Here is a 23,948-nt window from a genome sequence, read left to right on the forward strand (position 1 = left end):
TTATCCTCCAGTTTTCTTCCTTAATTCTGCCACTCTCTGTTGCAGCTCATCTGGTTGGAGATCATTAAACGGATTGAGTTTACTTGATTGATCCAGTTCAGCTTCAGCACGACCAAGCTTGAATCGCCCTTGACCGATTAAGTTTTCTCCTTTCAGGATATCACTGGATGCCTGAACAGTGGATTGTTTTTTATCAATTACCCCAGCAGATTCGTTGATTTTATGCTCATTTTCAGATCTTTGTTCCGCTACACGTCGCTGGATATCATTTTGTGGACCAAAACCCTGACCTGACTGTTCATGCAGTTTTGCCTGGTTTTCTTTGAAAGACGCCTGCATAGCATTACCCTGAACCCGCTGCTCCTCAACATTCATGGTTGCAGGGCTATGGCTCATTTCGTTCCTGTGGCCTGCTGCTCCCCCTTGTTCCCGTAAGGTCCCGGATTGGCGTAATTCCTGCTGCATCCCAGCGCTGGAGTCAGAGCGTTGCCTTTCAGTCGAATGTCTTCCGGTATCATGATCACTGGATTTAATGGAGAGGCTATCCTGTTCGCTTCTGTGAGTGCCTGACTGGATTTGGGAGCTTTGTTCCTGTCTGCCGTAGCCAGAATGTACTTCGTTATGGCTGATTTCCCGTTGACCGGCTAAGTTCTCACTGTCTGTTTGATTTTGCGCTAACAATGATGACTCATGGCTACCCGAAACAGAACCGCCTGTTCTCACAGACACGCTCCCCCCCCCAGATGAAACCTGTCCACCGTAAGTGCCCGCATATTCCGTCACCTGAGACGCTCCGTCTGTATGGTGGTTCCCCGTGTCGTTCGAATTATAAGAGCCACTCTCGACAGGGCTGTAACGTATACCTCCATCATTACTTGCCGGGCCTGATCCTTGCTGACTGCCGAGGGCTGGCTGAACCACGTGCTCACCACTGAATGCTGCATGCTCCTGACCGCTGGTAAGATCTGAACGGCCCTGCTGATAATCCCCCATGATTTCAGGTTTGAGACGCTCATTAACGAACTCCATCGCTGCTTCGCGCGCCGATGGCGCACTTGTCAGCATGGACTGAGCCTTATCACCGTATTTATTAGCCGCCCAGTCCACAAACTCCTGCGTATAGTTTGTATCGAGGCTTGCACTCTGGTTCTGCGCAACAGTGGCCATCCTGCTGAACTCGCTACTCTGCGTCGAACTGGTGGTGTACTGATGGTACTGGCTCTCAGCATCATTAAGCGTTGCGGCCAGCTGCTGAACATTGCTGCTTGCAGCATTCTCGGAATGATTCGCGCCATCAGTGATTCGGCTACTTTTGACCATATCCATGCCCTGGCGGAAGTCATTAACGGCCTGGCTGTTCTGATCATGTCGCATATCTTGCGAATGGGAATCTGAATTCTGAATTCCTCTTGAACTGCCCGTCGAATGCCGCAAATCGCCAGAAACACTTCCTTCAGCACCAAACTTAACAACGCCCAGATTAAGTCCCCCTCCGGCTGTCCCTTTAATACCTGCTGATACAGACCCCTGATTACTGATATCCATCAGATTGTTATAGGCTTCCTGCGTCGAGATATTGTTAGCTTTCGCATAGCTTTCAGCAGCCGACATCATCATGCTGGCGCCGCGCGTCGCATTAGTGGCCTGGCTGTTTTCACTGCCTCTGATCAGGCTGTCACTGGTACCGGTCTGGTTAGACAGCTGGGAGAGCTGTGACCAGCCACTGGTGACGCTGTGGTTGTAGCCATCGAGCGCCGTCTGCGCCTGAACCTGCGACTGACGGGCTGACTCCTGGAAACCACTGCTTGCCAGCTGGCTGAGCTTCATGTTCACCGGCAGATTAGACATTGCACCGGAACCGTCGATAACCGTGTGGCCACCGGCCGTCTGGGTCTGGGTTGAACCATTATCCGCCTGCCACGTCTGCTGCCCCTGGCGCTGCACCAGGTTCGTGTCCATCTTGTTCTGGCTGACATTGTCCATCGACATGTTGTTAAACGACCAGTTTCCGTCCGCAGTGGTCGCTGCCACACCGGCAGAGGTGAATGCACCTGAACTGAGTATGCTGCCGGTAACCTGAGAGCCAATTGCCGCCGCCCCTCTGGTCAGATAGAACGAGAGCACCGGAATGGACAGTGCCAGGTAGCCTGCCAGATTCGCCACATCAGAATGTTGCAGCGCAACAATATCCTTGTTGGCCAGAACCAGGGGCGTGCCTCCGGTCTGGCTCTGTAGCCAGTAGTTTGAGGCATAGTTCAGAATCGCGAACATCACCGGCCACATCTGGAAGTAAATAAAACCGCAGACATAAATCTTCAGCGTGTTAAGACCGAAGAGGGTATGGTTCGATGCGGCCAGCGCAATCATAAGCGGGAACAGGCACACCAGAATCAGCATCAGCAGGGACTGCGCAAACGGCAGTGTACGGGTGGCCAGTTCGTTACCTGCTGCCCAGCTCAGGCGTTGTTTCGTTGCCGCGTTCTCTGTGGCCAGGTTCAGCAGGTTGGCGGTATCGGATGAGCGCGCCGCAAACCCTTTTATCCCCTGCCGGACTGCGCTGTTGGTAATGTTATTCTTCATGATCTGCGCGGCTGTCATGCCACCGGAGTAGAAGTAACCGTAACTCTCCCCCATCGCGTTAGACAGTAAGGCTGCACCGTTCAGTTTGTTGCCAAAGACTTTACGCGTCAGCCAGGTGAACGTTGCACTACCCGGGTTCACATCGGTATTCGCCAGGGATTTAATCTCTGTTGCGGCCTGCTGACAGGTCAGGAACTGGCGAGTGGTCGAGGTCATTTTAAAAATGCCACGCAGCGGACTGGGATTACTGGTTATCAGCGTGAGCGGATCGGTGGAGTTCAGTAACTGGTTAATCGTATATTTCCCGTTCAGCAGAATATCGCCGATCACACAGTTTTCCACATAGTCCGGCAGCATCTGTGCCAGCTCCGGATTCTGCGTGGAGAAGTCGCTGGTTTCCGCCACAATCTGCGAACCGAACAGCATCCCGGTTTTGCTGTAGGTCACCGAGTCGGGTCTGGCCATCAGCATGTCGTACACTGACGCCATCTTGTACCCGATACTGGTCGTCAGCGACGCGATGGCTGCCAGCCCGACCGGTACATTATCCGTTTTCCACACTGCTGCCGGATCGGAAAGGTCAATGATTTGTACGGAACGTTTCGGTACCAGCAGGATGGATGTGATGACCATAAAGATGGCCAGCCACTGAACGAAAACCATCGGGTTGCGTTGTTTAATGAAAGTAAACAACACGGCCAGCACCCCGAAGGTGCCGGCAATGCGCAGTAAAGTGTGGAAAGTATTCTGACCGACAAGGGTGACAACGGCGTCCAGCGCCGTTTTCCACATCCCCCCGCCATAGATAGTGTATATCTCAAGCATCAGCGATCACCCCAGTGATAGTTGCTCTGATAAGAACCTGAAACGATGGTGGACACCTGCTGTTGCAGGTACTGCATGTTGCGGTCGATACCGTCCAGCGCATTCTGGTCTGCCGCTGACTGTAATTTCATGTCGGCCAGCAGTCCCTGAGCGTGAATGACGTTGTCACGCAGTTTGGCGGCGGCTTCTTCGGGGAAGTTCTTGCCGGCCAGTGACAGGCTTGCCTGCTTCACAAGCTCCTGGAGGTACTGGATCATCAGGTCCTGGGCAATAAAGTCGGAAACCTGAAGCAGATACGTCGCGCTCATGCCCATACTCTGGGCGTTGGTCAGGTATTTCAGTACCGGTACGGACGTGGTGTTCACGAAGCCTTTTTCCTGATCGGTCAGCGGTTTGTCATCGACAAGTTTGTTCTGCATGGAAATCATCAGATTTTTGACCAGTGTGACCAGAGCGCTGGACTCAGTAATCGTCAGGTTAGTGACGACAGGCCCAAGACAGAGTGTTGCCTCATCGCACCCATAGACCTTCGCCGTTCCCCCCCGCATCAGAACTTTGATCAGATCGCGGTTATCGACCAGTGGTGTCAGGATTGTCACGCCTCCGGTTTTATTGAAGATGATGGAGCCGACGGTACTCATTACCAGCTCCTTCAGCGCGCGATCATTAGCGAGCAGCCCGTTCTTACTGAGCGTGTCCCAGATAAGGTTTTTGTTTTTCAGCACCTGGTCTTTTTCTGCATCCCCTGCCCTGGCCGTGACCTTATCCCCCTGACCTCCGACAGTGCAGCCCTGACGGGATGCAGCCCAGTCGGCAAACATATTGGTTTCACCGGCAATGTCCTGACAGATTTTCTGCTGCGACACCTGCGTCACCGGCCACAATCCGCCGATAATGCCCTGCGCAGCCTGACATGAACTCATGTTCATGGAGTTAACATCACTGGCCAGCTTCTGAAGAAAGTCTTTTGCCTGTTTCAGCTCCGGGACCATCGTCTGTAGAGCCAGATCGAAGGCATAGCCAGCGGCGTTGCTCATGATTTGCTTCACGAACCGCTGAATTTCCTCACCGCTGATCATGCTGAATGACCCCAGGTAGGCATCGATACCACCGCAGCCGGCGTTCAGGGACGGCAGCTGCATCGAGATCAGCTGGACGTTTTTGACGGGGTTTCGCAGGTAGACCGAGCCGCCGGAAAAATACCCGGCCGCCTGCCCCTGCCAGGCCTGCGCCTGGGAGACGTTGCCGCTGTAGCCCAGTTTTCCAAAGAAGCCGTTCAGGTCACCGTTGACATCGGCCTGAGCCGGCAGCGCAGCCAGGCCTGCGAAAAAGACCAGGCCAGCGGTTATAAGTGCCTTGATCATGCAATTTCCTCCCTGCGTTTCCGTACCAGGCTCTGACGGCATACGTAAAGCCCGGCGGCGATGGAAAAAAAACCGATACTCAGCGAGATGAGAAGAAGTACCGGAAAGTCCAGCAGGCAGGTCGTCAGCTCAGGGCGGTTCATGACGCTGACCACCCGACAGGCCAGCCCGCCATAGAATGCAGCGGACACGAGCAGCGTTACGCTGAATAACAGCCACACGCGTTCGGTACGCGAGAGCGCATACGAATTTGTAGTCATTTTGTAGTCCGGTTGTATTACTGAGGGGTGACCTGCGTACTTGCAAGCATGGGCGGCAGCGCTTTCGGATCGACGTTATCCATATCCGCCTGAATCAGGCTGGCCATACGGCTTTCAAGTGCGGGAATATCCATCACGCCCTGGGTCAGCGGATACGCTTTCAGGGTGTTGACGTTGACCACAAAAGCCGTCGGTGTTGCAATCGGCAGACCGTTTCCGAAGAAGGTCACAATCTCGTCTGCAATGGGCGATCTAAGATCGCTCTTGCGCGGTACCATCGGCGTCGGAAAGGAGACATCGCCGCCACCGTCCAGGGTGTACGGATAGACCTTAATTGCATGCTCATCAGCCCAGCCCTTCAGCAGCGGATCGAACTTTGCGCTGAATTCACAGTGAGCCTGCATAAAGAGCACCACGGCATAATCTTTCATGTTTGCCCTTCGTCCATCCGGCAATGCCATCAGGCTGGACGGTGCCGGAACAGGAGAAGCGGTGATGGCCGCAGCAGCAGAAGGTGGGGCGGACTTTGCTGCCTCAAGCGCCATCAGTTCTTCGCGTACCCCGGCATGTGTCAGCAGAGGCAGGGACAACAGCAGCAAAGTGAACCCGGTTTTAATGTTCACGGTCGACCTCCTTGTGCGTTTGCCCTCTCTCAAACCTGAACCAGCGGTAGCCGGCATACACCACCATGCCGGCGGCACCGGCCCACATACCATTGCACAGCCACAGCAGCCCCTGCTGTGTATGCTCCACGGACCAGGTCATCAGTTCGCTCAGTACGCGTGCCATCGTGCCCCAGAAAATCAGTCCTGCGAGAATAGCTGGTTTCATTCCTGTGTCTCCCTGTTCTTCCGTACCAGAACCGAATGTGTGTCTGGTGAAATACGCTTTTGGGCAGCAAGAGAGAGACGACGGGAAACAAACCACAATCCGGCACCAAACATTACCGCCATCCCCCAGAAGTTTCTCAACGTTGCATCCACAGAACGCGCCCATGAATCGCTGTCCACGTAGCCACGCTGACACAACACTTCAGGAGGGGCTTTCTCTAACGCAGGAGCGGGCTTTAACTTCTCTCCGGGCTCTGGCGGTGAAAAGCGACTGACCATCTCGTGTTCATTAACACACGCCATCACATTGCCGGCAGGTACGCCGTCAGTCAGGTCATGAAAGGTCGTCAGGAACTGACGGGACAGTGAGCCATCATACGCCGCTAACATCACCAGGACATACAGCACCAGGGCCGGGCCGAGGACAAGGGCGTACAGGGAAAACCGCCCTGCATCACGGATGAGGGTGAAAAGTATTTTTGTCATAAAAGACTCTCAGGAATTGGGTTTAAAACCGGTGGCCACATTCAGGAATCGCTTTGACAGGTCATCCTGTGTCATGAAGCCGTAGGACAGGGCACGGTAGTTCTGGTTGCGGGGATCAACCAGGAAAAGCGCCGGGAAATGTGTGATGTTCATCGAGCGGGACTGACCGGTATCCGGACGACTCTGCGGCAGGCCTGGTGCCACCTGGCCGTCGACCGAGACCGGGATAAGCGAAATCCCGTTGGTTTTCGCGAAGTCAGCCACCACCCCCGCCATCTGCACGTCGATCGGGTCGCTGCCCCGGTAGAAGTAAAACAGGCCGTAGTGCTGCGCCAGTTGTTCCACCGCATTCTGCCGGGTCTGCTGATCACGTGTCTGAGTAAACGGCGCCATGCTGTTGTAGTGCGGGTATTCAAGGTTGTAATCGAGGTCAGGATGGCTCAGCTGCGCTGCCGCAAAGGACTGGCTGAACATCGATGCCCGGTCCGTCCAGAACTTCTGCCAGCGCAGGAACGTCGCCGTATTTTCCCGCGAGGGGTACAGGATGGCGCGGTTAAGCGCCTCCTGTGTATACCCTTTCAGCACCCTGGCCTGCTCCATCGGGGACATTTTGCTGAGATCCGGGATGGCTTGCGGTGCTGGCTGCTGCGGTTTTCGGGGCTGCTCAGGGGGCTTTTTCGGTTCGTTGTACCAGGACCAGCCGGTGAACGGCTCTGCCGGCGTCACAATCTCCTCGCCCAGTGCCGTATGGCTCGCCAGCGCCATAAGCAGGCCACAGAGGGCACGCTTCATTTGCCACCTCCCTGCTGGTTCACCTGCGCTGCGATGCGATCCTTAATCTGCTGAACCTGCGCACTGGTATCCGGGATTTTCTGGTTCTTCATCAAATCCTCATAGAAATCCGAGAAGTTGATTTTATCGAAGTCGATACTCTGCAACTCCGGTACCGTAATGCCCCGGCAGTCCGGGCTGTCGCCGCTGCCGAACTTCACGCCCAGTTGATCACGACGCCCCTGCTCCTGAATGATACGGGCAAGTTTGCCGTCGAAAACACAGTACACTTTACTCTTCTGGATACAGGCCCCCAGGACCTTATGGTCACAGCGCTCTCCCACACTGACGGTGATTTTCTTGGCTTTGGCCTTACCGAGAGCCAGTTCATCATCGTTACAGGCGGCAAGACCTGTGTCCTGTCCCCAGCCAGAATCCTTGCAGCAGTTGGAGAAGCCGGCAAACGCCTTACGGCAGCTCATGGCTTTACCCGTGAAGGCCCTGACATCTATAGTGCTGTTCTGATCCCTGACATCTTCTGCCGCAGAGGCCAGACCCGCGAGTTTGGCCACAGCCGTATCAAACCCGTTATCACCGGTACCGTTCGTCTCATCGCAGGCGCCGGACTTACAGATATACTCCCCGCCGCAGACCAGACCACTGGATGACCAGGTTTTCTGACACTGATACGTTTCTGACTGATGGGTACAGATGCCCGACTCAGTTGTTGTACAGGAATGGGAAGAGAGCGTGCAGGCGGGATTATCCATCAGCGAACCGCAGTTCCCGCGAGAACTGGTCCCCGTCACATAGGAATCTGAATATGCCCAGCAACTGTTTGTCTGGCTGTACTCCTTCCCGTCGACAGTGATGGTACGCGTGCCGCCTGGTTCGGTACAGATACTGCCTGCGCTGGACAGGGCCGATTTTTTGTCAAAACCACAACTTTCAGTCCAGGTCGTCTGTGGAACCCATACCTTTGTACCGGTACGGTAAACGATGGTGATGACGAAATGGTACATTTGATTTCTTTTCCCGTCTTTCCAGACGTTCACGACTCTTTCGGGTATATTCTGTTTGTTGTTAATCGTAATTGTCAGTGCCTCTCCTTCGGAGAAACTCTTCCCCGGTGACAACTCATACGAACCAGACGTTTCGTACATCGTCATCAGCCTGCCGAGTGTTGTGATGTTCAGGTACCAGATATCGTTGCTGAACGCTAAGTCCTTTCTGAACGTATAGCTCATCTTTGCCGAATAGACTGTCCCTTCCGGCATGGTATACGTTACTTCAGGGCTACTGACGTCCAGATTGTCTGAATCAATGGTAATAGTCCTGTAGCTGTAATTATCCTCATAATGTCCGGTGATACTGGCTGTTCTTCCGCACGTCTGGATCACGGCCACATCCCGGTCGCAGGTAAAATTCTCAAAGGTCGATTTTGAAACCGTCGTCTCTTTACACTGCTGGCTGCTGCCATCCATGATCCCGTCAGCCGTACCCTCCGCATTTTTACCAATAGTGATAAAGGGCGCATTCGGATCAATCGTTGGGGTCGGATTTTTGGTGCCGGAACTGATCACCGACTGTGCCGCGTCATTTCCCTGCAGGGCAGCCTGTCCTTTTCCCGCCAGACCGCCATCGCCCCCGTTTACACCACCGTAATACCCCTTTTCCGGTGGGTTCGCGGTATAGCCCGGTATCGCTCCGGTGACCGCGCCGGGATTTTTCAGAGCACCGGTTCCTGCGGCAGCGTTCCCCTTACCAAAACTCGCACCCGCCTCAAAGGCAGGATCAGCGGCGACAGCGAAAAGCGGGAACAGCAACAGCGCAGTTGAAAGCATTTTTATCATTGGGCGGCCTCCAGGAGATGGCGTGCCGTTGCCGCGCACTCGCCGCTTTCAGCCACTTTCTCAAGGGCCTGTTTCAGGGGCAGGCTTCCCCGGATAACGTCATGGTGGCCAGGACAGGTCACCACCAGGGCAGGTACCGTGGTGATGTTGTACTGAGTGAACAGCGTCGGATCGATTTGCACGCCGGCGTCCCTGTCCTCCTTACTCAGCTCAAACATAGCTGCCGCAGTCTGGCGCATGTCGTTATTGACGAGGCCACGCAGCGTTGGCGGTATGTTGTAACGGCGGGCCTCCTTCAGCATCGGCAGCAGGCCTTCGCGAGGTATGCCGAGGCTTACAAAGTAAATCGCCTGGAAGGTGTCTTTTTCCCCCATCGTGGTGGTCTGAGCCACTATATTTCCCTGTAGTCGGGTAATAAGATCCTGCTGCGCCTGCGGTAACACGTATGAACCGGCAGACTGGCTTTGCAGATCGTCCTTCATAGCCGCCAGTGCGTCCTGCTGGCTTTTGATCCAGCTATGGTCAGTGACGGAGATATCAGTCTGGGCGCTCGCCACGACCATTGGTGCGAAAGCAACCATGACGCTGAACGTCAGCGCCCGGAGATAAGCGTTTTTCATTGTCATGTCCTTAAAGGAAGACGCAGTTACGTTTGCGCCAGAAGAGGTAGCCGAAGTTCTTTTTCGATGAAGGTGAGTTGTGTGTGGTGCCCCACAACTGCGTACTGGCACCGAAAGGGTGGCAGTTGTTCGTTTCGGGGTACATGTTCACCATCTGGTACCGCCACCGTTCCTTGGGAATGATGGGTGAAGGATACTGGTTGCAGACGGCGGTATCCGCGCCGATGGAGTTCCAGACCAGTCCTTCACGGTGCATCTTAAAGGCCATACGCTCACCGACGAGCAATGAGGCCTCCAGCGGGGAAAATTCACCACTGGTATAGCCCGTCAGCGGGTACATTGACCCCTGACTTCCCGCACACCAGAACAGCGGTGACAACGGCAGGCCAGCTGACGCGGCGGCGGCATCAGCCGCGCATGCGCCCTGGGCAACCAGGTTACCGAAGAGTGCCGCTTCGGGGTTAATCAGCATCGAGAGCGTGCTGTCATTCCAGAGAGGATCGACCTCAGACAGATAGGCAATGTCCATGTCTCCGGTCTGCAGACATCCCAGGCTGGTGATGATGTTAAGCCAGAAAATCAACGGGTATTTGTACCAGTGAACATGGTAGAACGCGCCGGCGGCGGGCCTGTCACTCTGCCCGGCTGTGCCTGTGCCAGTACGCCCCAGGTCGATCTTAAAGCCGCCCATGTTGACCATCACCCCCGGCTCACGTGTCACATCCACCATCGCCATCGGCTCCCAGAACCCGATGGCCAGCCCGATGCGATACAGAATACCCACCGGACAAATCTGGATAGGCGAGGACGGGTTGGTTGTGTCTTTCTGAGGACCGGAAGCCAGCTGGATATTACCGAGCGTCATCGGAAACAGGCATTTCCAGCAGACGTCAGTGATGGGATTCACCCAGCGCCCGTCGCCTGCGTTGCTGGCAGCAGTGGCCTGAACCGGCGACCAGGACATGAAAACAAGCATCAGGCCAGCAAGCCATGAAAGACGCTTCATTTCACCTCCCGCAGCCAGGCACAAACCGGGCCGTCATCAGTGTCATGAATGGAGCCAATGAACCAGCCTTCACCCGCTGGCGCCGAGGGCTGCCAGTCGCTGATGTCGGCTACGCCATTTTCCCAGGCGGCGATCACCTGCGGAGGCGCATCATTTTCCATCCAGCGGGTGGCACAGGTCAGGTTGTGCAGACGCATCCAGTCGCCGAATTCTGACTGCCCGGCCTCATCACTGGCGGGGGTAAAATAGCGTGGGTGCGTCCAGAAGCCGTTGCGGTCACGGGTAACCGTCACCGGCCTGACAGGATCAGGGTGAGTCATGGGATATCTCCGGGCGTGCCGCAACCACCGGACGGCGGGAGGGCTTAAGATATGGTCAGTGGTTTTTGGCTTTATCAGCCGCTTTCATGATGATGGCCAGACGTTGTTCCTGGCTCATTTCGTACAGGGCAAGAATGGCTCCGCGCAGCACGTGCGAAGGTTTGTACAGCGGGTTATCGTTGAGGATTTCATCCAGCTGTCGGGCCGAACCCTCATCGTGACGTACTGACGAGATGGTGACATTCCGGCCCTTTTCAGTATCAGGGTCTTTTTTCATGGCGTTACCTGGTCGGGGTTAATCGGAAACCGGGAAGACATTCAGGCTGAGGCGGAGCGCAACGCAGTGAGCACCGAACATCCTGAAGGTCAGCGCGGTTGAATTAATGGGTCGTTTGTGGCTTTGTGATGTACCACCCAGCGCTTTCACTTCCGCGAATAAGCACAGTGAGCCACCTGCCGGCATAGCCATCGTTCACCGCTGCGTCTTCACTGTCTTTCATCATCTGCTCAGTCACTCTCGGCGTCATATCCAGCTGACGAGCCCGGAAAACCCTGCGGCTGATTTTCTGCCGGTCTGCCTCTGGCAACGTCACGCGCTGTGATCCATCACGCGTCAGCTCATAGCCCGCGTCAGTCACGGCTTTTTCCAGTTCGGCCAGCATAATCTGGTAATACTCCCGGTTGGCAGAGGCGTGAACCACATCGGCATGCCAGGCACTGCCAAAGTGGGCCGGCGGAACGGGCATTCCCGGTCGACTCTCCCACGCCCGGCGCTCACGCCGGGCACCTGCCAGGTACTGAACAACAAGCCAGCCAGTGAGCAACCCAACCACGACAAGAATACCGGTCAGGCCTTCAGTGTCGCGCAAACAGGTAAGTACCCCCTGTAGCCCCTCCGGACCGGTGAAGCAGCTGATTAGCGCCATGCGTTCATCTCCTCCATTCTGTTGCGGATAAGCCTGACGAGGTAGAAGGGAAACGCCTCATCACGTTTTTCCGGCGCTATCGGCTGAAGCTGGTTCTCCACGCACCACTGACGCCAGGCACCGGCAATCAGCTCCGGTTGCCATGATGCAATTTCAGGGTACAGCTGACAGAGGCGATTCACATCTTCGTCGCAGCCTTTGGTTTCAGCATTGTAGCCAGTCATGCGGTGAGGCATTCCCGGCACCACTGCATCGTGTCTTAGTGACATTCGGTGCTCTCCTGCCCTTCCCCCGCAAATAACCTGTCGAGACGTTCGGAAAGTGACAGCGTCTGACCCTTTTTACGTTTCGCGCTGTCCTCGGCCCGCATATTCTCCAGTAAGAGGTGAATGATGTAATCCGGGAAACGTTCATCTCGTTTCGACGGCTCCCGGGCTTCCTGCTGATGCTGATCGCACCAGTGAAGCCAGGCTTTAGTGACCAGCACCGGATGCCAGGAATCCAGCTCCGGATACAACGTTTTGAGCCGCTCTGCCGTCCCCATTCGGGATGTAACAACTGAGGCTTTACGGGGTTGTTTAGCATAGCGGCGATGCGGAGTAATGGCCTGCCGCAGGTGTGGAAACAACTCTCCTAATGTGGTTGCGCTCATTTTTTTGCTCCTGAAACCGGAATTTCTTCTACTTTCATCACGCGGCCGTCGCGTGAGATACGCGCGGGGACGTGCTCAAAACCAAATTTACGCGTCAGTACGCCTGCCTGGTCGAAGTAGATACGTTCGTTCAGCGCATCGCTGGTTTCCTTAATGTTGCCGTTCACCAGGATCACCTTCAGGTTCGTCTGGCCGGCAAGCTGCTGCCGGGTCCAGTTCACCTGCTCTTCATCATCGCCATCGATGAAAAAGAGCACCTGACTGAAAGGCACCTTATCCAGAGGATTGACCGTGTCGCCCTTACGGGCGATCACGTTGCCCTGCATGTCAGTGATCGTCTCCTTCACAGTAAATGTCGGGTCCCAGGCAAAGCTGCGGTATTCCTTCGCTTTTGTGAGGCCTTCCACCGGCGTCGGACGAACCGCATGCTCCTTCACCCTGTCCGTTGCCTCCCTGCGCAGGCGGTCAAGTTCGCCCGTCTGCTCCATTCCTTTCAGGCGATTCTGGATGAACGCCAGCATGTCCTGCTCGGTTGGTTCAAAAACGTTACCCCAGGTACCGAGATCTTTCGCCCCGCTGCCGGCGGAGAGCATCATCAGCAACATCCCCATCAGCTTTAGTCGTCTTTTCACTGGCCCCCCTGAGTGCGGCGCGCAATGTCGGCACGGATCTCATTCGTGATATCCCGCTGGTCGCTCATCACCGCCGGTTTCACCAGAATGATGGCGTTATGTGAGGCCTGCCATTCACCGAGACTGTCTGACAGCGCGGAATTGAAACGCGTTGTCAGCACCCTGGCCTTGTCTTCATCGAGCTGCAACTGGGCGGACTGCTGCATGAACAGGTCGACTGTCCCCTTCATATCGAAGACGACGATCTCCGGCTCAGTGGATTTCATGTAAAGCCATGTTATCCCCGTCATAATCATCTGGGAGACAAGCACAAGGGTTGCTAATTTCATGCTTCGGGAGGTCAACCATCCCACCATCGTTACGCCATCGCGGACGGAGTCACCGTCATATGGCTTGTCCTGTTGTTCACTCATGCCGCTTTCACCCATTCCTCAAGTTCACGAAGCTCACTGCCGAATTTCTTCTCCGCCAGCAGATACGCCGCTTCTTCCGCAGTGGCCCCGGCCTCTCTCTGCAATTTCTGCATGAAGGCAAAGTCTTCACCACGCGAGCTGAACATGGCGCGTGTCACGGGATCGACGAACAGACGGTGGAAGGAGCTGTATTCACCGGCACTTATCAGCAGGGAGCTGTAGCCGGTCTGTAGCGCAGGCTGGAAGCCACGTATAACTTCTTTTTCCATGTCCGAGAACTGATCCGGGTTATCGGCAAGGTACTGTTTAAACGCCTTCGCATCCTGCAACAGGGTGATTTTGGTGGAGCTGTTGTTCCAGGCCGCTTCTGCTTCCTTACTGGCGCTGAAGTCCTTGATACCCTGGGTGATGGTGATGAACGCGCCACGGTGACGACGCACGGTGCGGTAGCCAGTTTCGATAAACCGTGCCGCGTGCGGGTTAGAACCACCCAACAGGCGCCAGGCCTCGTCGATGATGCAGACCTTTTTGAGGTCGCGCGGGCTGTGGTACATCTTTTCCTGAATCGCCAGGATGAGTGAAAACAGGATGGACGAAAGTAACTTCGGCTTGTCTTCCAGGCTCAGCAGCTCCAGCACCGCGAAGCGGGTGTCACCATCGAGCGTCGGGTTGTCAGCGTTGAAGTATTCACCGTCCGGCCCCCAGGTGCAGTAGGTATCGAGCAGCATGGCCAGCTCAGCGAGGCGAGCGATGATGGTCGGTTTGTCTGCAAATGCCTGATTGATGTCCTCATTGGTCAGGTAGTTATGGACGTCATCGATACGGGCTTTGTTTCCTTTTTTCTCCCACGCATCCATCACCGCTTTTTGCAGAATCGCTTCGCAGACACCGTCCAGCGGCTGGGTCGGGCTTGCCAGCACCGTCAGCAGACGCACAATACCTTCCGCAGAATGGTTGATGTCTTTGACGTTGGCGAACGGGTTAAAGCGCAGCTTCGCGCCGTCAAGATAAACCCCACCGGCCTGATGACAGTAGTTCTTGTAACTGTCACCCATGTCGATTACCCAGGCGTACCCCCCGGCATTCAGCACGTCACGCAGAATACCCTGCGTCAGGAAGGATTTTCCCGCGCCTGAAGTGCCGGTCACGGCGATGTTAAAGTTGGTACTGCCGTTCTCCTCACCAAACATGTCGAAAAATGCCACCTGGTTGCGGTATGTCGGCAGCGGCATACCCACGTTGGACAGCTGGCGTTCAGCCACGACCGGCATCAGGCTCACCGCGTTCCATGATTTGGCGCGCAGCGTTGCGCCTGTCATCTTCAGGTCTTCCCACATCCCTTCCTGCATAACAAACGGGAAGCCTGCCAGCCAGTTACGCATCTGCTGGTAATGCACCGTCACCATCTCCAGCTCATTTTTGCGAAATACGTTCACGGCAGCCAGTTCGCAGGCCTGCGCGTCGGTATTATTGTCAGGCGCAAACAGGGTCAGGTTGAAATAGGTATTACAGAGCGCAATTTCGTTACTGCTCAGCTGTTCACGAGTACGCCGCCATTCTTCCGCCGCTTTCTTGGTATTGGGGAAAAGAGCCGCGTAGGCCGAGTTGGCTTTTTTTGACAGGTCCTGGTCTTTACGGAACGCCTCACTCTGGCTTTTGGTCTGCTCCTCCAGCTCGGTAGTCCAGGTCAGCATAAACGGGCAGGGAATACCGAGGTCGGGAAACCGCAGATTCTGGAGGTTGTCAGCCCCCTGCCAGAGCGCAAAACGACGCGGATTTTTGCTGAGCTGCATATTGATGATGCGACATGACGATGCCGGCATTCGCGTCCCTCCCGTATCGAAGGTCTCCGGCAGTTCCATCCGGATATGAGACGGATGCACCTTAAGGTCAATACCCGGGTCAACTACCTGGCGGTTGAGCTTCTCGTCTTCGTTGTAGTCCCCGGAAGAGGTCAGCACCTGCTCCTGACGGTAATTCATCTGCTCTCGTACCGCAGACAGGAAACCATTCACATCGACGTTCATGCTGTCGATACGTGCGGCCCCCAGGGATACGCGGATGGTGTTGCGTATCTGAATCAGGTCATCAATCACCCGCTGCGTCTGGGAGGCGCGTTTCAACGGCTGACCATAGACAAGAAAGATACGGTAGTTGCGCAGATAGAGCGGGTATTCGCGTTCGTTGGCCAGACCGTGCAACGCAGAGCGCTGCCAGAACGCGCGAGTGATTTTATTGAGATGATCGGCCATCCCGCCTTTCCACATGTCATTACTCACGCCGCGATCGATACGCTCACCGACGCACTTGCTGGCAAGGAGAATGACAGTCACCGGCGTTTTTCGGGGCAGCTTTTTGCGCAGCATGTCGTCCAGCGCGGCCATGACCTGTTCGTTCGCACCGGGTAACGGAGCAGCTTCCATCATGAAACCCGCAGAGCCGGCATTGACGAAAATTTCATTTGTATCGTCGTAGTACCGGTACGGCAACGCAGCAACCAGGGACGGATAGTCCCATGTCTGGGAGAGGTTATTTCGTGCCGTGGCAGCACCGTCTTCCTGCCCGCCGTTTTTCAGCATATCCATCAGGCTGTCGACAAAACTCATTTTCGGCCCTCCGCTGCTTCCCGGATCAGTTCGAGACGACGCTGACGAGCCTCCTCGGTGAGACTGACGCTCACCGGTACATCAGCGTTCAGCTCCATTCTGTATGTGGAATTACTCAGCATTTTTCCTTCGGCCATCATGCTAAGTTCAGCCAGCGATGGATCGTTACTGAATCCGATCATTCTCCGCCCTCCCCGATAACGCGGTAGCTCTCATCCCAGTGGGATTTGTTTTTTACGAACTCGACCACAGCCGGCTGATGAAAGTTGTCGTCAGTGTCCACCCAGGGCGCAATCCACAGGCGCTGCGTCGCATCAGGAATACGCTGAGCGGGGACGTGACCCGCTGTGTTGACTGCAACTGGCGTTGCATGACTGGCAGAAGCCAGAGGCGTCACCAGAGAATCAGACGTCCCCGCCGGGGCAGTAGTAACAGGACGAGACGCAACCGGCCTGGCGGTGGTCGTTCCGGTTGCTGCGACGGAGACAGGCCGGAACGGATTCACGACCGGAGCCTGATTTCGCAGTGCCGGCAGGGTTTCACCCGCAGGCTTTTTTGCGGCTTTATCGGCCGTCAGGTCATCCAGGCTTTTACCCTGTGCGGCCAGCCTGTTGGCCTCACCGGTCGTCAGACACTGGTCGGTGGCAGTCTTGTTACAGTCAAAATCTGAATTGAGACCGGCGCAGCCGGTCAGTGCACTGCACAGCAGTGCAGCACCCAGTAGTTTTTTCATGGGATAACTCCGGTTTTAGTTCAGGGGGTCTTCAGGGAGGGGTAATACTCAGTTTCCATTATTTGCAGTTGCACTGAAGCACAGTGAAAACCAGTGCAGGAATGAGGATATAACGATAGTCGTGCAGGCTTTTTAGCAATGAAGAACGTGTTCTGATTGCAGACATAATCACTCCGGTGAAATGAATTACAGGAAAAAAGTGATGAGCAGACTGTTATTACGCTCTTTATCACGCATTCCGGCTTCCTTATTTAGCGGTTATGCAGGCTGATATCAGCGATGACCGGAGTACACGAAACTCAATCACATCGTTCCGCTCAACAAGTTTTAGCGCTTCGGGAGAACAATTCATGGCGGCCTTAAGCACCAGTGACACGGCCAGACTGCGGTAACAATTTTCCAGAACGGTGGGGGCGTTCTGGGGTACGGCTGATAACACCTGCTGATATGCTTTCCAGGCATCCGACTGGGTCATTGCTTCACGTTCCACAGATTCAAGCTGTATTGAATCCTCCATCTCTTTTTTGGCAGTAGCGGCTGTCTGGTTAAAAATCACCGCTGCTGCACTGGCATTCACCACACCTGGTAATGCCAGTGAGAGCGCCATAAACAGGATTGCGGTATTACGTTTCATTTCCCCTCCCGGTTGTTGTGCAGAAACTTCGGGTCAGCTTTCTCTTCAGGCCATACCGTCGCCTTCTCCTTCCGACGCCTTTTTGCTGTCGATGTCAGGTCTGTTGTAATACTCAGGTGCGATACACCACAAAATACCGCCTGTACCAAATGCAACGATGCTCCACATGCTGTTATGGCTTTGTCCGTAGAAAAAAAGGCTTACCACGGCTACCATGCATAAGAGCAGAAATGCTCCGTACAACCGGTCGGCCAGCTTCCTTTTTTTGCTTACGTTCACATCCTTTGTTTTGCGGTCGGACACCCCCTCCCGCGATGTTCTTTGTGCCGCCATCTGCGTTTCCTCATCGGTTGATGGTGTTGCCGGAACCAGGAGGGTTAGCCTCCTTTTCTTCCGGTGTTGCGTCTGAAGGTGGTGAGTGCAGCTCACGCCACACCATGCCACCGGGAATTGATTCAGCCAGAAAAAGATTTCCTGCCGCCCAGAGACATAATCCGGTTAGCTGTATCCACTTAAAACTGGAGAAAAGCGTGGCGAACAAAATGGACCATGAAACGATGAATGTCAGTCCTGGCCTCCATCTGGTTGTTGCCCAAAGTAGTAATTTTCGTGCTTTCATCTTCACTCCCTCATTAGTTGATGGTGTCACCGAGGCGCAACTGGCTGGCCTGGCGTAGAACGTCGTCCGGGTTGATGTTGCCCACGGAGGCAGTGCCGGATGCTGTGGTCTGGCTCGCAGGTTGCGGAGTCACGGCGTTCTGCGCGGCGTTGCCGGCTTTCTGCATTTCCTCTTTCGCCTTCGCTTCCTCAGCATCCTCGATGGTTTCAAGGCGGAAGCCTTTCTGGAACACAACAGTAACCAGGTTGCCGGCACCAATATCAATTACCGGGTGATACTGCTCTGCGCGCTTAATCCAGTACTGGCTCAGCGTATCAGCAGCCTTACTGGCCCCGCCGCCAAAGCCCTGCTTAAACACATCTGCCGCGCCAACGTCAGCTGTGGCGCCGATGCCCACGGATGGCGTTGCCGCCGATTTGATACCCTCGCCAAAGCCAGACAGGAGGCCTGCTGCCCCCGCATAGCCGACAATCATGCCGTTTCGCATAACGGGCTTACCGCGAACACCACCTTTACCCTGATAGCTCACGTGGCCATCGAACGTCATATCGACATGTTTGCCGTTTTTCAGCACGCAACTGAGTGATTTCGTTCTGACAACGCCGCGCTCGCTGGAGATATCACCCCAGATTTCACCCACCACAAAGCAGCCGTCTGCGCTGTACTCTTTGTTGTTGGGCATCTGGATGTTCCCCAGCAGACGAATGGTGACTGGCTGGGTGTTCTGCTGACCGGTGACGCTGGCGTTGGCGTCAGCGCCTTCAATCAGGATGGCATCAGAGAACGAGCCGGACGGAATCCAGGGGAGTCTGGTTGGCTTTTTCTTCAGGCTTTCATAGCTGAATTTTGTGGTCGACAGCCCGCCCGTCATACGCTGACCTGAGCCGCCCGGATAGAACCCTGTGCCCTGCCCCATGTTGACACCAGTGGCGGCCGGTGCTCCTGTGGGGGTCACAGTGTATTCGGGAGGTCGGGCCTGACCGGCAGCAACGGGGCCGGGGAGTGGTGTTCCGTTCTGACCGGCAGGTGGTGTCTGCTGGCCAGTGGTCGCGTTGCTGCCGGGGGCTTTCGAGAGCTGGTCATTCAGGCGCTGAATTTCTTCATCCTTTTTGGCCAGCTGTTGCTCGGTAGTGAGCTTGTTCTGTGCAAACTGCTGGGTGAGCGTGGTGAGCTTGTCCTCAAGTGCGGAGGTCTTTGCCTGCTGCTGTGCCAGTGCGGCATCGTTAACCTGCTGGTTAAACGCGGCGGTAACGACACCGGTCATATTTGGGGCTGCAACTGGTGCGGGTTGCTTCTGAGCCTGCTGATACTTGCCGTACCATATGACACCGCCCGTTGCAGCCGCGCCCCCTATGATAACGGCGGCAAGGATGGCCAGTTGCTTTCGGCGGGTTTTCAGATTTTCATTCAGGTTCATGGGCGGGTGTCTCCGTCATCTGAAAACACAATCCAGGCGTAGCCTTCGCCACCGGCGTACAGTTTGTTTTGTGACAGCATTACGGCTCTGACGCCCTTGTGCCAGAAGTCACGCTCGCGCAGGTCGCGGGTGATGTTTCCGGGGTTGCTCATCCGGAAGCGCACGACACGCAGGTGGTTACCCACAAACTGGCGTTCCGGTGTCAGGCGTACATCACTGGCGGGTGTGTATGCCGGCATGCGGCTGACCGGATATTCCTGGTAGTCGTCCGGTACCTGGCCGTTGACTACGGCACGGGACAGTGCGACCAGCGTTTTTTCGTAGGTCTGCCCTTCTTCCCATGCCTTCGCGTCGTCATTCTTGCGAAGTGGTGGTGACGCTGGGGTGAAGCGCAGTGTTTTGCCATTACCCGGCTGCGGCCTGATGTTAAGGCTCAGGGAGGAGCCGCGGTCGGTCTGGATGAACAGCGTGAAGTTCTGGCCGACGAGGGGGGACAGGATAAGTGCTCCGTCATCGGTTGTGCTCTGGTCGTAGGCACCGGTTGGTCCGCTGATGCTGGTAATGAGTTCTCCGTCGACAACAACCTTGCTTGGGTTGGTGTTGCTGAGTGTGACGTTAAAGGCGGCGTCGTTCTCAAACGGAATGGCTGCGGGTGCGGAAGCGGCCCGAAGGCCGCTTGTGAATAATCCCGCTGCCAGAAACACAGCAGCAGCTGCCGGTGAAATGCGAAATTTCATGGGCAGTCCTGTTAGTTAGTGGGAGATGCCGGCTTGAGTTCTTCAAAGCTGTGGAGGTTAATCACACCATTGTCATAACTCAGTTTCAGTCGGTAGGTTTTTTCCTGGTCTTTCAGTGGCGTGGTGATTGCGCCGTTGGTGGTGGATGGTTTCAGAACTCCGCTGTACTGCACGGTGTTATCATCAATAACACGAATTTCTTTCGTATCGAACTGGGTGGTTATGCCCGCTTTTTTGATGCGTTCAGCTTCAATGTCCAGGGATTTCTTGAGTACGTCCCGCTCGGCGGAAGGGACGAATCCAAGAATCATTTTCTGGTTGTTGTCGATGTTTTCCGGGCTTACGTTCAGTCGCCAGTAAATAAAGGAAGCGGCGAATTGTGTCAGGCCGGTGGCATCCACACTTTTTGAATCGGATGCGAACGGGCGATTAAACGTTAATGGCGTGGTGATGGTTTTCTGGGTGGTGGCGAAATACCATGCCAGTGAGCCAGTCAGTACATTCCCTGCGCCCATGAGTAAAGTTAAAGCTGAAAGACCAATAAACGCATAGCGGAGTTGTTTATCGCGCTCTCCTTTAATATTCAGTTTCATGAAAACTATGCCCTCCAGTGACGGAAACTTGAGTCGGGTATCTGGCGAAATGTGACTTTGAATAAAAGTGATGGCAGGTGCCAGTAGCAGAAATTAAGCAGCCAGTATGACCCCTGCCCTTTTTTCAGATATCGGACAAGAAACCAGAGCAGGCCTGCAATTACTCCAAGCTCGACCGACATGTTGTTAAGCACCCCCAGTAAAATAAGGGGTGCGGTAACAATTAGCTCATCAATCGGTAAGCCTAAATAACGTTCCTGCTGGTTCAGAGTTTCCGGGAAGTAGTATTTATCTTCTTCCCTGCTCATCATTTAACTCGCGATGCCGAAGGCGACACGGGTAAAGATAATTGCCATCACGATACCGACGAATACCAGCGGTGAGCGAGCCTTGATGTAAATAAACAGGCCCATGATGATTTCGGCAATGTAAAACCATTTAATCAATGATGAGCCAGAACCGAAGGTTGAATTAACCGTGGTGTTCTGTGAGGAAAGAAGGTCGGTGCCGCTGGCGAATGCCGGGTGAGTGACCATAAGTGCAATTAAAAAAGCGCCTACTGACTTTAAGTAAAATTTAGTCTGGCGATTTTCGCGTGCTTTGCGGAATAAAGACGCTACCGCCCATCCCTTACCGACGTTAAGGGCACTGCCTTTGGTTAACATGATTGTTTTCTCCGAAGTAAACAAAAGTGAATCGCGTAAGTGCTTGTTTACGCGGGCGCAATTGTCCCATGACCCTAAAAAAAAAAAACTGTGACGCATGTCACACTTTCATATAATCATTCGGATTTATCTGAATATGTAAGTGAGTAGGCTTTGCTGACCAGAAAGTTCAGAAATGGCCTGCGGGATCTATAGCTATGAAAGTTAAAGAGAAAATGTGGGATGGTCGCGGCCGTCCAAGGAAGTTTCAGCCGGGTGAAGCTGTGGAATGGCGGTTGCGGGCTCCTGATAATTTGCTTATGGAGTTGAGAATATGCGCCCGGGCTGGCAACAGGAGTGTAAATGAAGAAATTATTGCCAGGTTGTTGCTGTCCCTTAATTATCAAACCGGGAAGCCTGTTATTAAAACAGCGGAGGGAGAGAGGTTAATAGCTTTGGCGGTGAGATTTGAGGAGTGGCTTGGAAGATTACTTGATGAAGAGTCCGTTGAGGTTGGGGGTGAAATTAAAACACCGCTCAAGCAGGAGCAATTGTGGGTGTGGCGTGAGGGTGAAAGAATTTTGCTCCCCGGGAAAACAACCGGCTACAGTATGCGTATTCCTGAGAATCTTGCAGATGAAATCAGGGCAATGGCGAAGGTGCATAACCGTAGTCTTAATGACGAAATGCTTACCCGCCTGATGAATACGCTGGGTTATTTCACGGAAAGGTTACTTGACCAGAACGAGGATGCGCAGGCGCTAAAAGTGCTTTGCATGGAGTTTGAGGTGTTCCTGAAGGAAAAAATAAGGGAGGTGGAGAAAGGCGAGCTTTCGTGGAACGAAAGACCGTCTCAGTGATCGATTCTGGCCGGAGTGTTCCGGCCAAAGTTGCTAATTTATCCTGCAAGGAAGTGGTCTTTTTCGGCTTTATCTTCCGCATCGTTAATTGCACTGATGTTGGTGTTTATGAGTTCTTCCAGTTTCACGCCAGAGTCGGGGCCTTTAAGTGTGACGAAGATGTCAGAGACAAGGGCGGTCAGAATCATAATACCTTCGCGTGACCCGGAAACTTTTTTTATCAGGTCACGTCTGAAGCCATCCAGGTCAAATGTGCTTCCCTCTTCTTTCGATTTGTAAACCATTAGCCCAAGACGTACTAATTCGTTGACAATTGATGAATAGTTCATCTCAGATGTGGTGGCCCCTTTCTGTAGTTCTATTTCAAGAATATCATGTATTTCGCGGTCAATTTTGTCTTTAAAGTAAATGTTCTTTCTTGGCATAATAATGTCTCGATGTTCTAAGGTAGTGCCTAATGCGGCACTGCAATGGCGAACTTTAACAGCTATCAGTGGTACAGGGTTCAGGTAACCATCTGATTTTATAGATAACCCATCCCTAAAAATGTGTGCTAATCAGGCACTATGAAGTGTGTGGTTCAGGCACTGTCTATTTTTAAGTTACTCTAATAATTGAATACACACAATCCCCACACTTCAAAGTGCTTTATTAGCACACATTGCAGTGCCTAATCAGGCACTGCAATGTGTGTTGGGCAACACACTTTAAGCCCGTACACTCAAAAATTACGAAAATAAAAACCACTCATTCCACTGAATTTAAAGAAAAAAACTGCAAGGCGAAGTCTTGCGTGGGGTGTGATGTTTTAAAGGGTTAGTAAAGAGCGGCATGTTAATACCGACTGCTGCTCTGACATGTTTATTTCGGGCGGGTGTTAAATCCCCGCAGGAAAGCGCTCACGCGCGTTTGTAGTGAATTTACTTGATTACGACGATCCGCCGGGGTATTTTTTAAAGCGCCTCTCCAGGGCCCGTTTATTTCGCTAAAAGGCCAAACCATGAAAATATCGTTACTGCCTGCTGCTTTGCTGACTCTTTCACTATCTGCTGGCGCAGCTCCGCAGATGTGCTTTGATCAGGCCGGGAAAGATTATCAAATTGATCCGCTTCTGCTTATGTCAATTTCGATTAAAGAGAGCCATCTGGTACCAGATGCGATAAATGGATCAAACCGGAATGGGACAGAAGATGTCTGCGGGATGCAGGTGAACAGCTCTCATTACGGTAAACTTAAAAACTTCAATATTACCCGTGAGCGCCTGTTAAATGATCCATGTATCTGCGTTTATACGGGTGCATGGGTACTGGCGCACAACTTCAGGTCATACGGAAAAAACTGGGACAGCGTGGGGATGTATAATACGGGGCCGAGCAAAAAGCTCATTGCGCAGCGCAAGGCCTATGCACAGGACATCAAAAATATATATCGCGTATTACTGGCCAGAAAAAAGTTACTTTCTGAACGTCTCGCGCCAGCTGCTGGAAAGGAGAATGAGATTAAAATTGCAGAAACAGCATCGTTAAACAGCGGACAGTAAAAAGCCGCTCTGGTGAGCGGCTTAATT

Annotated in this window: 31 protein-coding genes; 2 read left to right on the top strand and 29 right to left on the bottom strand. The window is 53.9% G+C overall.

From position 1 onward, the window contains the following. The 28 genes from traG to SK47_RS22220 form a co-directional block, all read right to left on the bottom strand. The gene (traG, locus tag SK47_RS22085; RefSeq protein WP_047353141.1) at window positions 1–3,405 is read right to left on the bottom strand and encodes a conjugal transfer mating-pair stabilization protein TraG; all 3,405 of its coding nucleotides are present in this window, start codon (window positions 3,403–3,405) and stop codon (window positions 1–3) included. Further along, entirely contained in the window at window positions 3,405–4,769 is a 1,365-nt protein-coding gene (traH, locus tag SK47_RS22090; protein ID WP_045898051.1) for a conjugal transfer pilus assembly protein TraH, read from the bottom strand. Before traH ends, traG begins: the two co-directional genes overlap by 1 nt. After that, window positions 4,766–5,029 carry a hypothetical protein gene (locus SK47_RS22095; protein ID WP_045898049.1) on the bottom strand — a complete coding sequence of 88 codons (264 nt, stop codon included), beginning with the start codon at window positions 5,027–5,029 and terminating at the stop codon, window positions 4,766–4,768. The genes traH and SK47_RS22095 overlap by 4 nt, the downstream gene beginning before the upstream one ends. A gap of 17 nt (window positions 5,030–5,046) precedes the next feature. Then, complete coding sequence (gene trbB / locus SK47_RS22100) at window positions 5,047–5,652, bottom strand: F-type conjugal transfer protein TrbB (RefSeq protein WP_047716253.1); 606 nt, start codon at window positions 5,650–5,652, stop codon at window positions 5,047–5,049. After that, entirely contained in the window at window positions 5,642–5,860 is a 219-nt protein-coding gene (locus SK47_RS22105; protein ID WP_047353139.1) for a hypothetical protein, read from the bottom strand. The genes trbB and SK47_RS22105 overlap by 11 nt, the downstream gene beginning before the upstream one ends. Then, window positions 5,857–6,345: a hypothetical protein gene (locus tag SK47_RS22110; RefSeq protein WP_047716252.1), complete on the bottom strand. Its 489-nt coding sequence runs from the start codon at window positions 6,343–6,345 to the stop codon at window positions 5,857–5,859. Before SK47_RS22110 ends, SK47_RS22105 begins: the two co-directional genes overlap by 4 nt. Before the next feature lie 9 nt (window positions 6,346–6,354). Further along, the gene (gene traF / locus SK47_RS22115) at window positions 6,355–7,137 is read right to left on the bottom strand and encodes a type-F conjugative transfer system pilin assembly protein TraF (protein ID WP_045898040.1); all 783 of its coding nucleotides are present in this window, start codon (window positions 7,135–7,137) and stop codon (window positions 6,355–6,357) included. Beyond that, window positions 7,134–8,969, bottom strand: coding sequence for a type-F conjugative transfer system mating-pair stabilization protein TraN (gene traN / locus SK47_RS22120; RefSeq protein ID WP_047716249.1), 1,836 nt, complete (start codon window positions 8,967–8,969; stop codon window positions 7,134–7,136). The genes traF and traN overlap by 4 nt, the downstream gene beginning before the upstream one ends. Further along, window positions 8,966–9,589 (bottom strand): type-F conjugative transfer system pilin assembly protein TrbC, encoded by a 624-nt coding sequence (trbC, locus tag SK47_RS22125; RefSeq protein WP_047716248.1) that lies wholly within the window; start codon window positions 9,587–9,589, stop codon window positions 8,966–8,968. The genes traN and trbC overlap by 4 nt, the downstream gene beginning before the upstream one ends. A 10-nt stretch (window positions 9,590–9,599) precedes the next feature. Beyond that, window positions 9,600–10,595, bottom strand: a complete 996-nt coding sequence (gene traU / locus SK47_RS22130; protein ID WP_047353135.1) for a conjugal transfer pilus assembly protein TraU — start codon at window positions 10,593–10,595, stop codon at window positions 9,600–9,602. Next, on the bottom strand, window positions 10,592–10,915 hold the full coding sequence (locus tag SK47_RS22135) for a hypothetical protein (protein ID WP_048245155.1): 324 nt from the start codon (window positions 10,913–10,915) through the stop codon (window positions 10,592–10,594). Before SK47_RS22135 ends, traU begins: the two co-directional genes overlap by 4 nt. Before the next feature lie 55 nt (window positions 10,916–10,970). Beyond that, on the bottom strand, window positions 10,971–11,192 hold the full coding sequence (locus SK47_RS22140) for a hypothetical protein (protein ID WP_015572104.1): 222 nt from the start codon (window positions 11,190–11,192) through the stop codon (window positions 10,971–10,973). A 103-nt stretch (window positions 11,193–11,295) separates the two neighbouring features. Further along, entirely contained in the window at window positions 11,296–11,841 is a 546-nt protein-coding gene (locus tag SK47_RS22145) for a hypothetical protein (RefSeq protein ID WP_174570161.1), read from the bottom strand. Further along, window positions 11,832–12,110 carry a hypothetical protein gene (locus SK47_RS22150; RefSeq protein WP_047716247.1) on the bottom strand — a complete coding sequence of 93 codons (279 nt, stop codon included), beginning with the start codon at window positions 12,108–12,110 and terminating at the stop codon, window positions 11,832–11,834. The genes SK47_RS22145 and SK47_RS22150 overlap by 10 nt, the downstream gene beginning before the upstream one ends. Next, window positions 12,101–12,493 (bottom strand): hypothetical protein, encoded by a 393-nt coding sequence (locus tag SK47_RS22155; protein ID WP_045898018.1) that lies wholly within the window; start codon window positions 12,491–12,493, stop codon window positions 12,101–12,103. Before SK47_RS22155 ends, SK47_RS22150 begins: the two co-directional genes overlap by 10 nt. Continuing rightward, the gene (traW, locus tag SK47_RS22160) at window positions 12,490–13,125 is read right to left on the bottom strand and encodes a type-F conjugative transfer system protein TraW (RefSeq protein WP_047353131.1); all 636 of its coding nucleotides are present in this window, start codon (window positions 13,123–13,125) and stop codon (window positions 12,490–12,492) included. Before traW ends, SK47_RS22155 begins: the two co-directional genes overlap by 4 nt. Further along, window positions 13,122–13,538, bottom strand: a complete 417-nt coding sequence (trbI, locus tag SK47_RS22165; RefSeq protein ID WP_047353130.1) for a type-F conjugative transfer system protein TrbI — start codon at window positions 13,536–13,538, stop codon at window positions 13,122–13,124. Before trbI ends, traW begins: the two co-directional genes overlap by 4 nt. Beyond that, complete coding sequence (gene traC / locus SK47_RS22170) at window positions 13,535–16,144, bottom strand: type IV secretion system protein TraC (RefSeq protein ID WP_047716245.1); 2,610 nt, start codon at window positions 16,142–16,144, stop codon at window positions 13,535–13,537. The genes trbI and traC overlap by 4 nt, the downstream gene beginning before the upstream one ends. After that, entirely contained in the window at window positions 16,141–16,326 is a 186-nt protein-coding gene (locus SK47_RS22175; protein ID WP_047716244.1) for a hypothetical protein, read from the bottom strand. The genes traC and SK47_RS22175 overlap by 4 nt, the downstream gene beginning before the upstream one ends. Continuing rightward, window positions 16,323–16,877 carry a type IV conjugative transfer system lipoprotein TraV gene (traV, locus tag SK47_RS22180; RefSeq protein WP_047716243.1) on the bottom strand — a complete coding sequence of 185 codons (555 nt, stop codon included), beginning with the start codon at window positions 16,875–16,877 and terminating at the stop codon, window positions 16,323–16,325. The genes SK47_RS22175 and traV overlap by 4 nt, the downstream gene beginning before the upstream one ends. Window positions 16,878–17,124: 247 nt before the next feature. Continuing rightward, window positions 17,125–17,511: a hypothetical protein gene (locus SK47_RS22185; protein ID WP_047732199.1), complete on the bottom strand. Its 387-nt coding sequence runs from the start codon at window positions 17,509–17,511 to the stop codon at window positions 17,125–17,127. A gap of 45 nt (window positions 17,512–17,556) precedes the next feature. After that, on the bottom strand, window positions 17,557–17,844 hold the full coding sequence (locus tag SK47_RS22190) for a hypothetical protein (RefSeq protein WP_047716240.1): 288 nt from the start codon (window positions 17,842–17,844) through the stop codon (window positions 17,557–17,559). Between the two features lie 10 nt (window positions 17,845–17,854). Then, window positions 17,855–18,130 carry a hypothetical protein gene (locus SK47_RS22195; RefSeq protein WP_047716238.1) on the bottom strand — a complete coding sequence of 92 codons (276 nt, stop codon included), beginning with the start codon at window positions 18,128–18,130 and terminating at the stop codon, window positions 17,855–17,857. A gap of 13 nt (window positions 18,131–18,143) precedes the next feature. Beyond that, a complete protein-coding gene (gene traB, locus SK47_RS22200) occupies window positions 18,144–19,547 on the bottom strand; it encodes an F-type conjugal transfer pilus assembly protein TraB (protein WP_048245158.1) in 1,404 nt (467 codons plus the stop codon). Next, a complete protein-coding gene (gene traK / locus SK47_RS22205) occupies window positions 19,544–20,284 on the bottom strand; it encodes a type-F conjugative transfer system secretin TraK (protein WP_045898000.1) in 741 nt (246 codons plus the stop codon). Before traK ends, traB begins: the two co-directional genes overlap by 4 nt. Window positions 20,285–20,295: 11 nt before the next feature. After that, window positions 20,296–20,877, bottom strand: a complete 582-nt coding sequence (locus SK47_RS22210) for a TraE/TraK family type IV conjugative transfer system protein (RefSeq protein ID WP_048245159.1) — start codon at window positions 20,875–20,877, stop codon at window positions 20,296–20,298. Between the two features lie 5 nt (window positions 20,878–20,882). After that, window positions 20,883–21,185 carry a type IV conjugative transfer system protein TraL gene (gene traL, locus SK47_RS22215; RefSeq protein WP_045898089.1) on the bottom strand — a complete coding sequence of 101 codons (303 nt, stop codon included), beginning with the start codon at window positions 21,183–21,185 and terminating at the stop codon, window positions 20,883–20,885. A gap of 3 nt (window positions 21,186–21,188) precedes the next feature. Beyond that, window positions 21,189–21,542: a type IV conjugative transfer system pilin TraA gene (locus SK47_RS22220; protein WP_045897995.1), complete on the bottom strand. Its 354-nt coding sequence runs from the start codon at window positions 21,540–21,542 to the stop codon at window positions 21,189–21,191. Between the two features lie 197 nt (window positions 21,543–21,739). Between SK47_RS22220 and SK47_RS22225 the strand changes: the two genes are divergently transcribed. Beyond that, window positions 21,740–22,381 carry an Arc family DNA-binding protein gene (locus SK47_RS22225; RefSeq protein ID WP_048245160.1) on the top strand — a complete coding sequence of 214 codons (642 nt, stop codon included), beginning with the start codon at window positions 21,740–21,742 and terminating at the stop codon, window positions 22,379–22,381. Window positions 22,382–22,419: 38 nt separating this feature from the next. On the opposite strand, the gene SK47_RS22230 is transcribed toward SK47_RS22225, so the two are convergent. Continuing rightward, complete coding sequence (locus SK47_RS22230) at window positions 22,420–22,806, bottom strand: relaxosome protein TraM (protein ID WP_047353120.1); 387 nt, start codon at window positions 22,804–22,806, stop codon at window positions 22,420–22,422. A gap of 575 nt (window positions 22,807–23,381) precedes the next feature. On the opposite strand from SK47_RS22230, the gene SK47_RS22235 reads away from it, so the two are divergent. After that, window positions 23,382–23,921 (top strand): lytic transglycosylase domain-containing protein, encoded by a 540-nt coding sequence (locus SK47_RS22235; RefSeq protein ID WP_048245162.1) that lies wholly within the window; start codon window positions 23,382–23,384, stop codon window positions 23,919–23,921. Window positions 23,922–23,948: the final 27 nt, after the last annotated feature.

It is taken from the genome of Enterobacter sp. BWH52, assembly GCF_001037565.1.
GTDB classification, from domain to species: domain Bacteria; phylum Pseudomonadota; class Gammaproteobacteria; order Enterobacterales; family Enterobacteriaceae; genus Enterobacter; species Enterobacter hormaechei_C.

Coding starts and splice junctions, on each gene's coding strand:
- SK47_RS22110 (WP_047716252.1), bottom strand. CDS start 6,345: ATGACAAAAATACTTTTCACCCTCATCCGTGATGCAGGGCGGTTTTCC.
- SK47_RS22105 (WP_047353139.1), bottom strand. CDS start 5,860: ATGAAACCAGCTATTCTCGCAGGACTGATTTTCTGGGGCACGATGGCA.
- SK47_RS22175 (WP_047716244.1), bottom strand. CDS start 16,326: ATGATCGGATTCAGTAACGATCCATCGCTGGCTGAACTTAGCATGATG.
- SK47_RS22235 (WP_048245162.1), top strand. CDS start 23,382: ATGAAAATATCGTTACTGCCTGCTGCTTTGCTGACTCTTTCACTATCT.
- traH (WP_045898051.1), bottom strand. CDS start 4,769: ATGATCAAGGCACTTATAACCGCTGGCCTGGTCTTTTTCGCAGGCCTG.
- traK (WP_045898000.1), bottom strand. CDS start 20,284: ATGAAATTTCGCATTTCACCGGCAGCTGCTGCTGTGTTTCTGGCAGCG.
- SK47_RS22220 (WP_045897995.1), bottom strand. CDS start 21,542: ATGTTAACCAAAGGCAGTGCCCTTAACGTCGGTAAGGGATGGGCGGTA.
- traF (WP_045898040.1), bottom strand. CDS start 7,137: ATGAAGCGTGCCCTCTGTGGCCTGCTTATGGCGCTGGCGAGCCATACG.
- traU (WP_047353135.1), bottom strand. CDS start 10,595: ATGAAGCGTCTTTCATGGCTTGCTGGCCTGATGCTTGTTTTCATGTCC.
- SK47_RS22225 (WP_048245160.1), top strand. CDS start 21,740: ATGAAAGTTAAAGAGAAAATGTGGGATGGTCGCGGCCGTCCAAGGAAG.
- traC (WP_047716245.1), bottom strand. CDS start 16,144: ATGAGTTTTGTCGACAGCCTGATGGATATGCTGAAAAACGGCGGGCAG.
- traB (WP_048245158.1), bottom strand. CDS start 19,547: ATGAACCTGAATGAAAATCTGAAAACCCGCCGAAAGCAACTGGCCATC.
- SK47_RS22155 (WP_045898018.1), bottom strand. CDS start 12,493: ATGAGCGCAACCACATTAGGAGAGTTGTTTCCACACCTGCGGCAGGCC.
- SK47_RS22210 (WP_048245159.1), bottom strand. CDS start 20,877: ATGAAACTGAATATTAAAGGAGAGCGCGATAAACAACTCCGCTATGCG.
- traV (WP_047716243.1), bottom strand. CDS start 16,877: ATGAAAAAACTACTGGGTGCTGCACTGCTGTGCAGTGCACTGACCGGC.
- traG (WP_047353141.1), bottom strand. CDS start 3,405: ATGCTTGAGATATACACTATCTATGGCGGGGGGATGTGGAAAACGGCG.
- SK47_RS22195 (WP_047716238.1), bottom strand. CDS start 18,130: ATGAAAGCACGAAAATTACTACTTTGGGCAACAACCAGATGGAGGCCA.
- SK47_RS22190 (WP_047716240.1), bottom strand. CDS start 17,844: ATGGCGGCACAAAGAACATCGCGGGAGGGGGTGTCCGACCGCAAAACA.
- SK47_RS22095 (WP_045898049.1), bottom strand. CDS start 5,029: ATGACTACAAATTCGTATGCGCTCTCGCGTACCGAACGCGTGTGGCTG.
- SK47_RS22140 (WP_015572104.1), bottom strand. CDS start 11,192: ATGAAAAAAGACCCTGATACTGAAAAGGGCCGGAATGTCACCATCTCG.
- trbC (WP_047716248.1), bottom strand. CDS start 9,589: ATGAAAAACGCTTATCTCCGGGCGCTGACGTTCAGCGTCATGGTTGCT.
- traN (WP_047716249.1), bottom strand. CDS start 8,969: ATGATAAAAATGCTTTCAACTGCGCTGTTGCTGTTCCCGCTTTTCGCT.
- SK47_RS22135 (WP_048245155.1), bottom strand. CDS start 10,915: ATGACTCACCCTGATCCTGTCAGGCCGGTGACGGTTACCCGTGACCGC.
- SK47_RS22185 (WP_047732199.1), bottom strand. CDS start 17,511: ATGAAACGTAATACCGCAATCCTGTTTATGGCGCTCTCACTGGCATTA.
- SK47_RS22230 (WP_047353120.1), bottom strand. CDS start 22,806: ATGCCAAGAAAGAACATTTACTTTAAAGACAAAATTGACCGCGAAATA.
- trbI (WP_047353130.1), bottom strand. CDS start 13,538: ATGAGTGAACAACAGGACAAGCCATATGACGGTGACTCCGTCCGCGAT.
- SK47_RS22145 (WP_174570161.1), bottom strand. CDS start 11,841: ATGGCGCTAATCAGCTGCTTCACCGGTCCGGAGGGGCTACAGGGGGTA.
- traL (WP_045898089.1), bottom strand. CDS start 21,185: ATGAGCAGGGAAGAAGATAAATACTACTTCCCGGAAACTCTGAACCAG.
- SK47_RS22150 (WP_047716247.1), bottom strand. CDS start 12,110: ATGTCACTAAGACACGATGCAGTGGTGCCGGGAATGCCTCACCGCATG.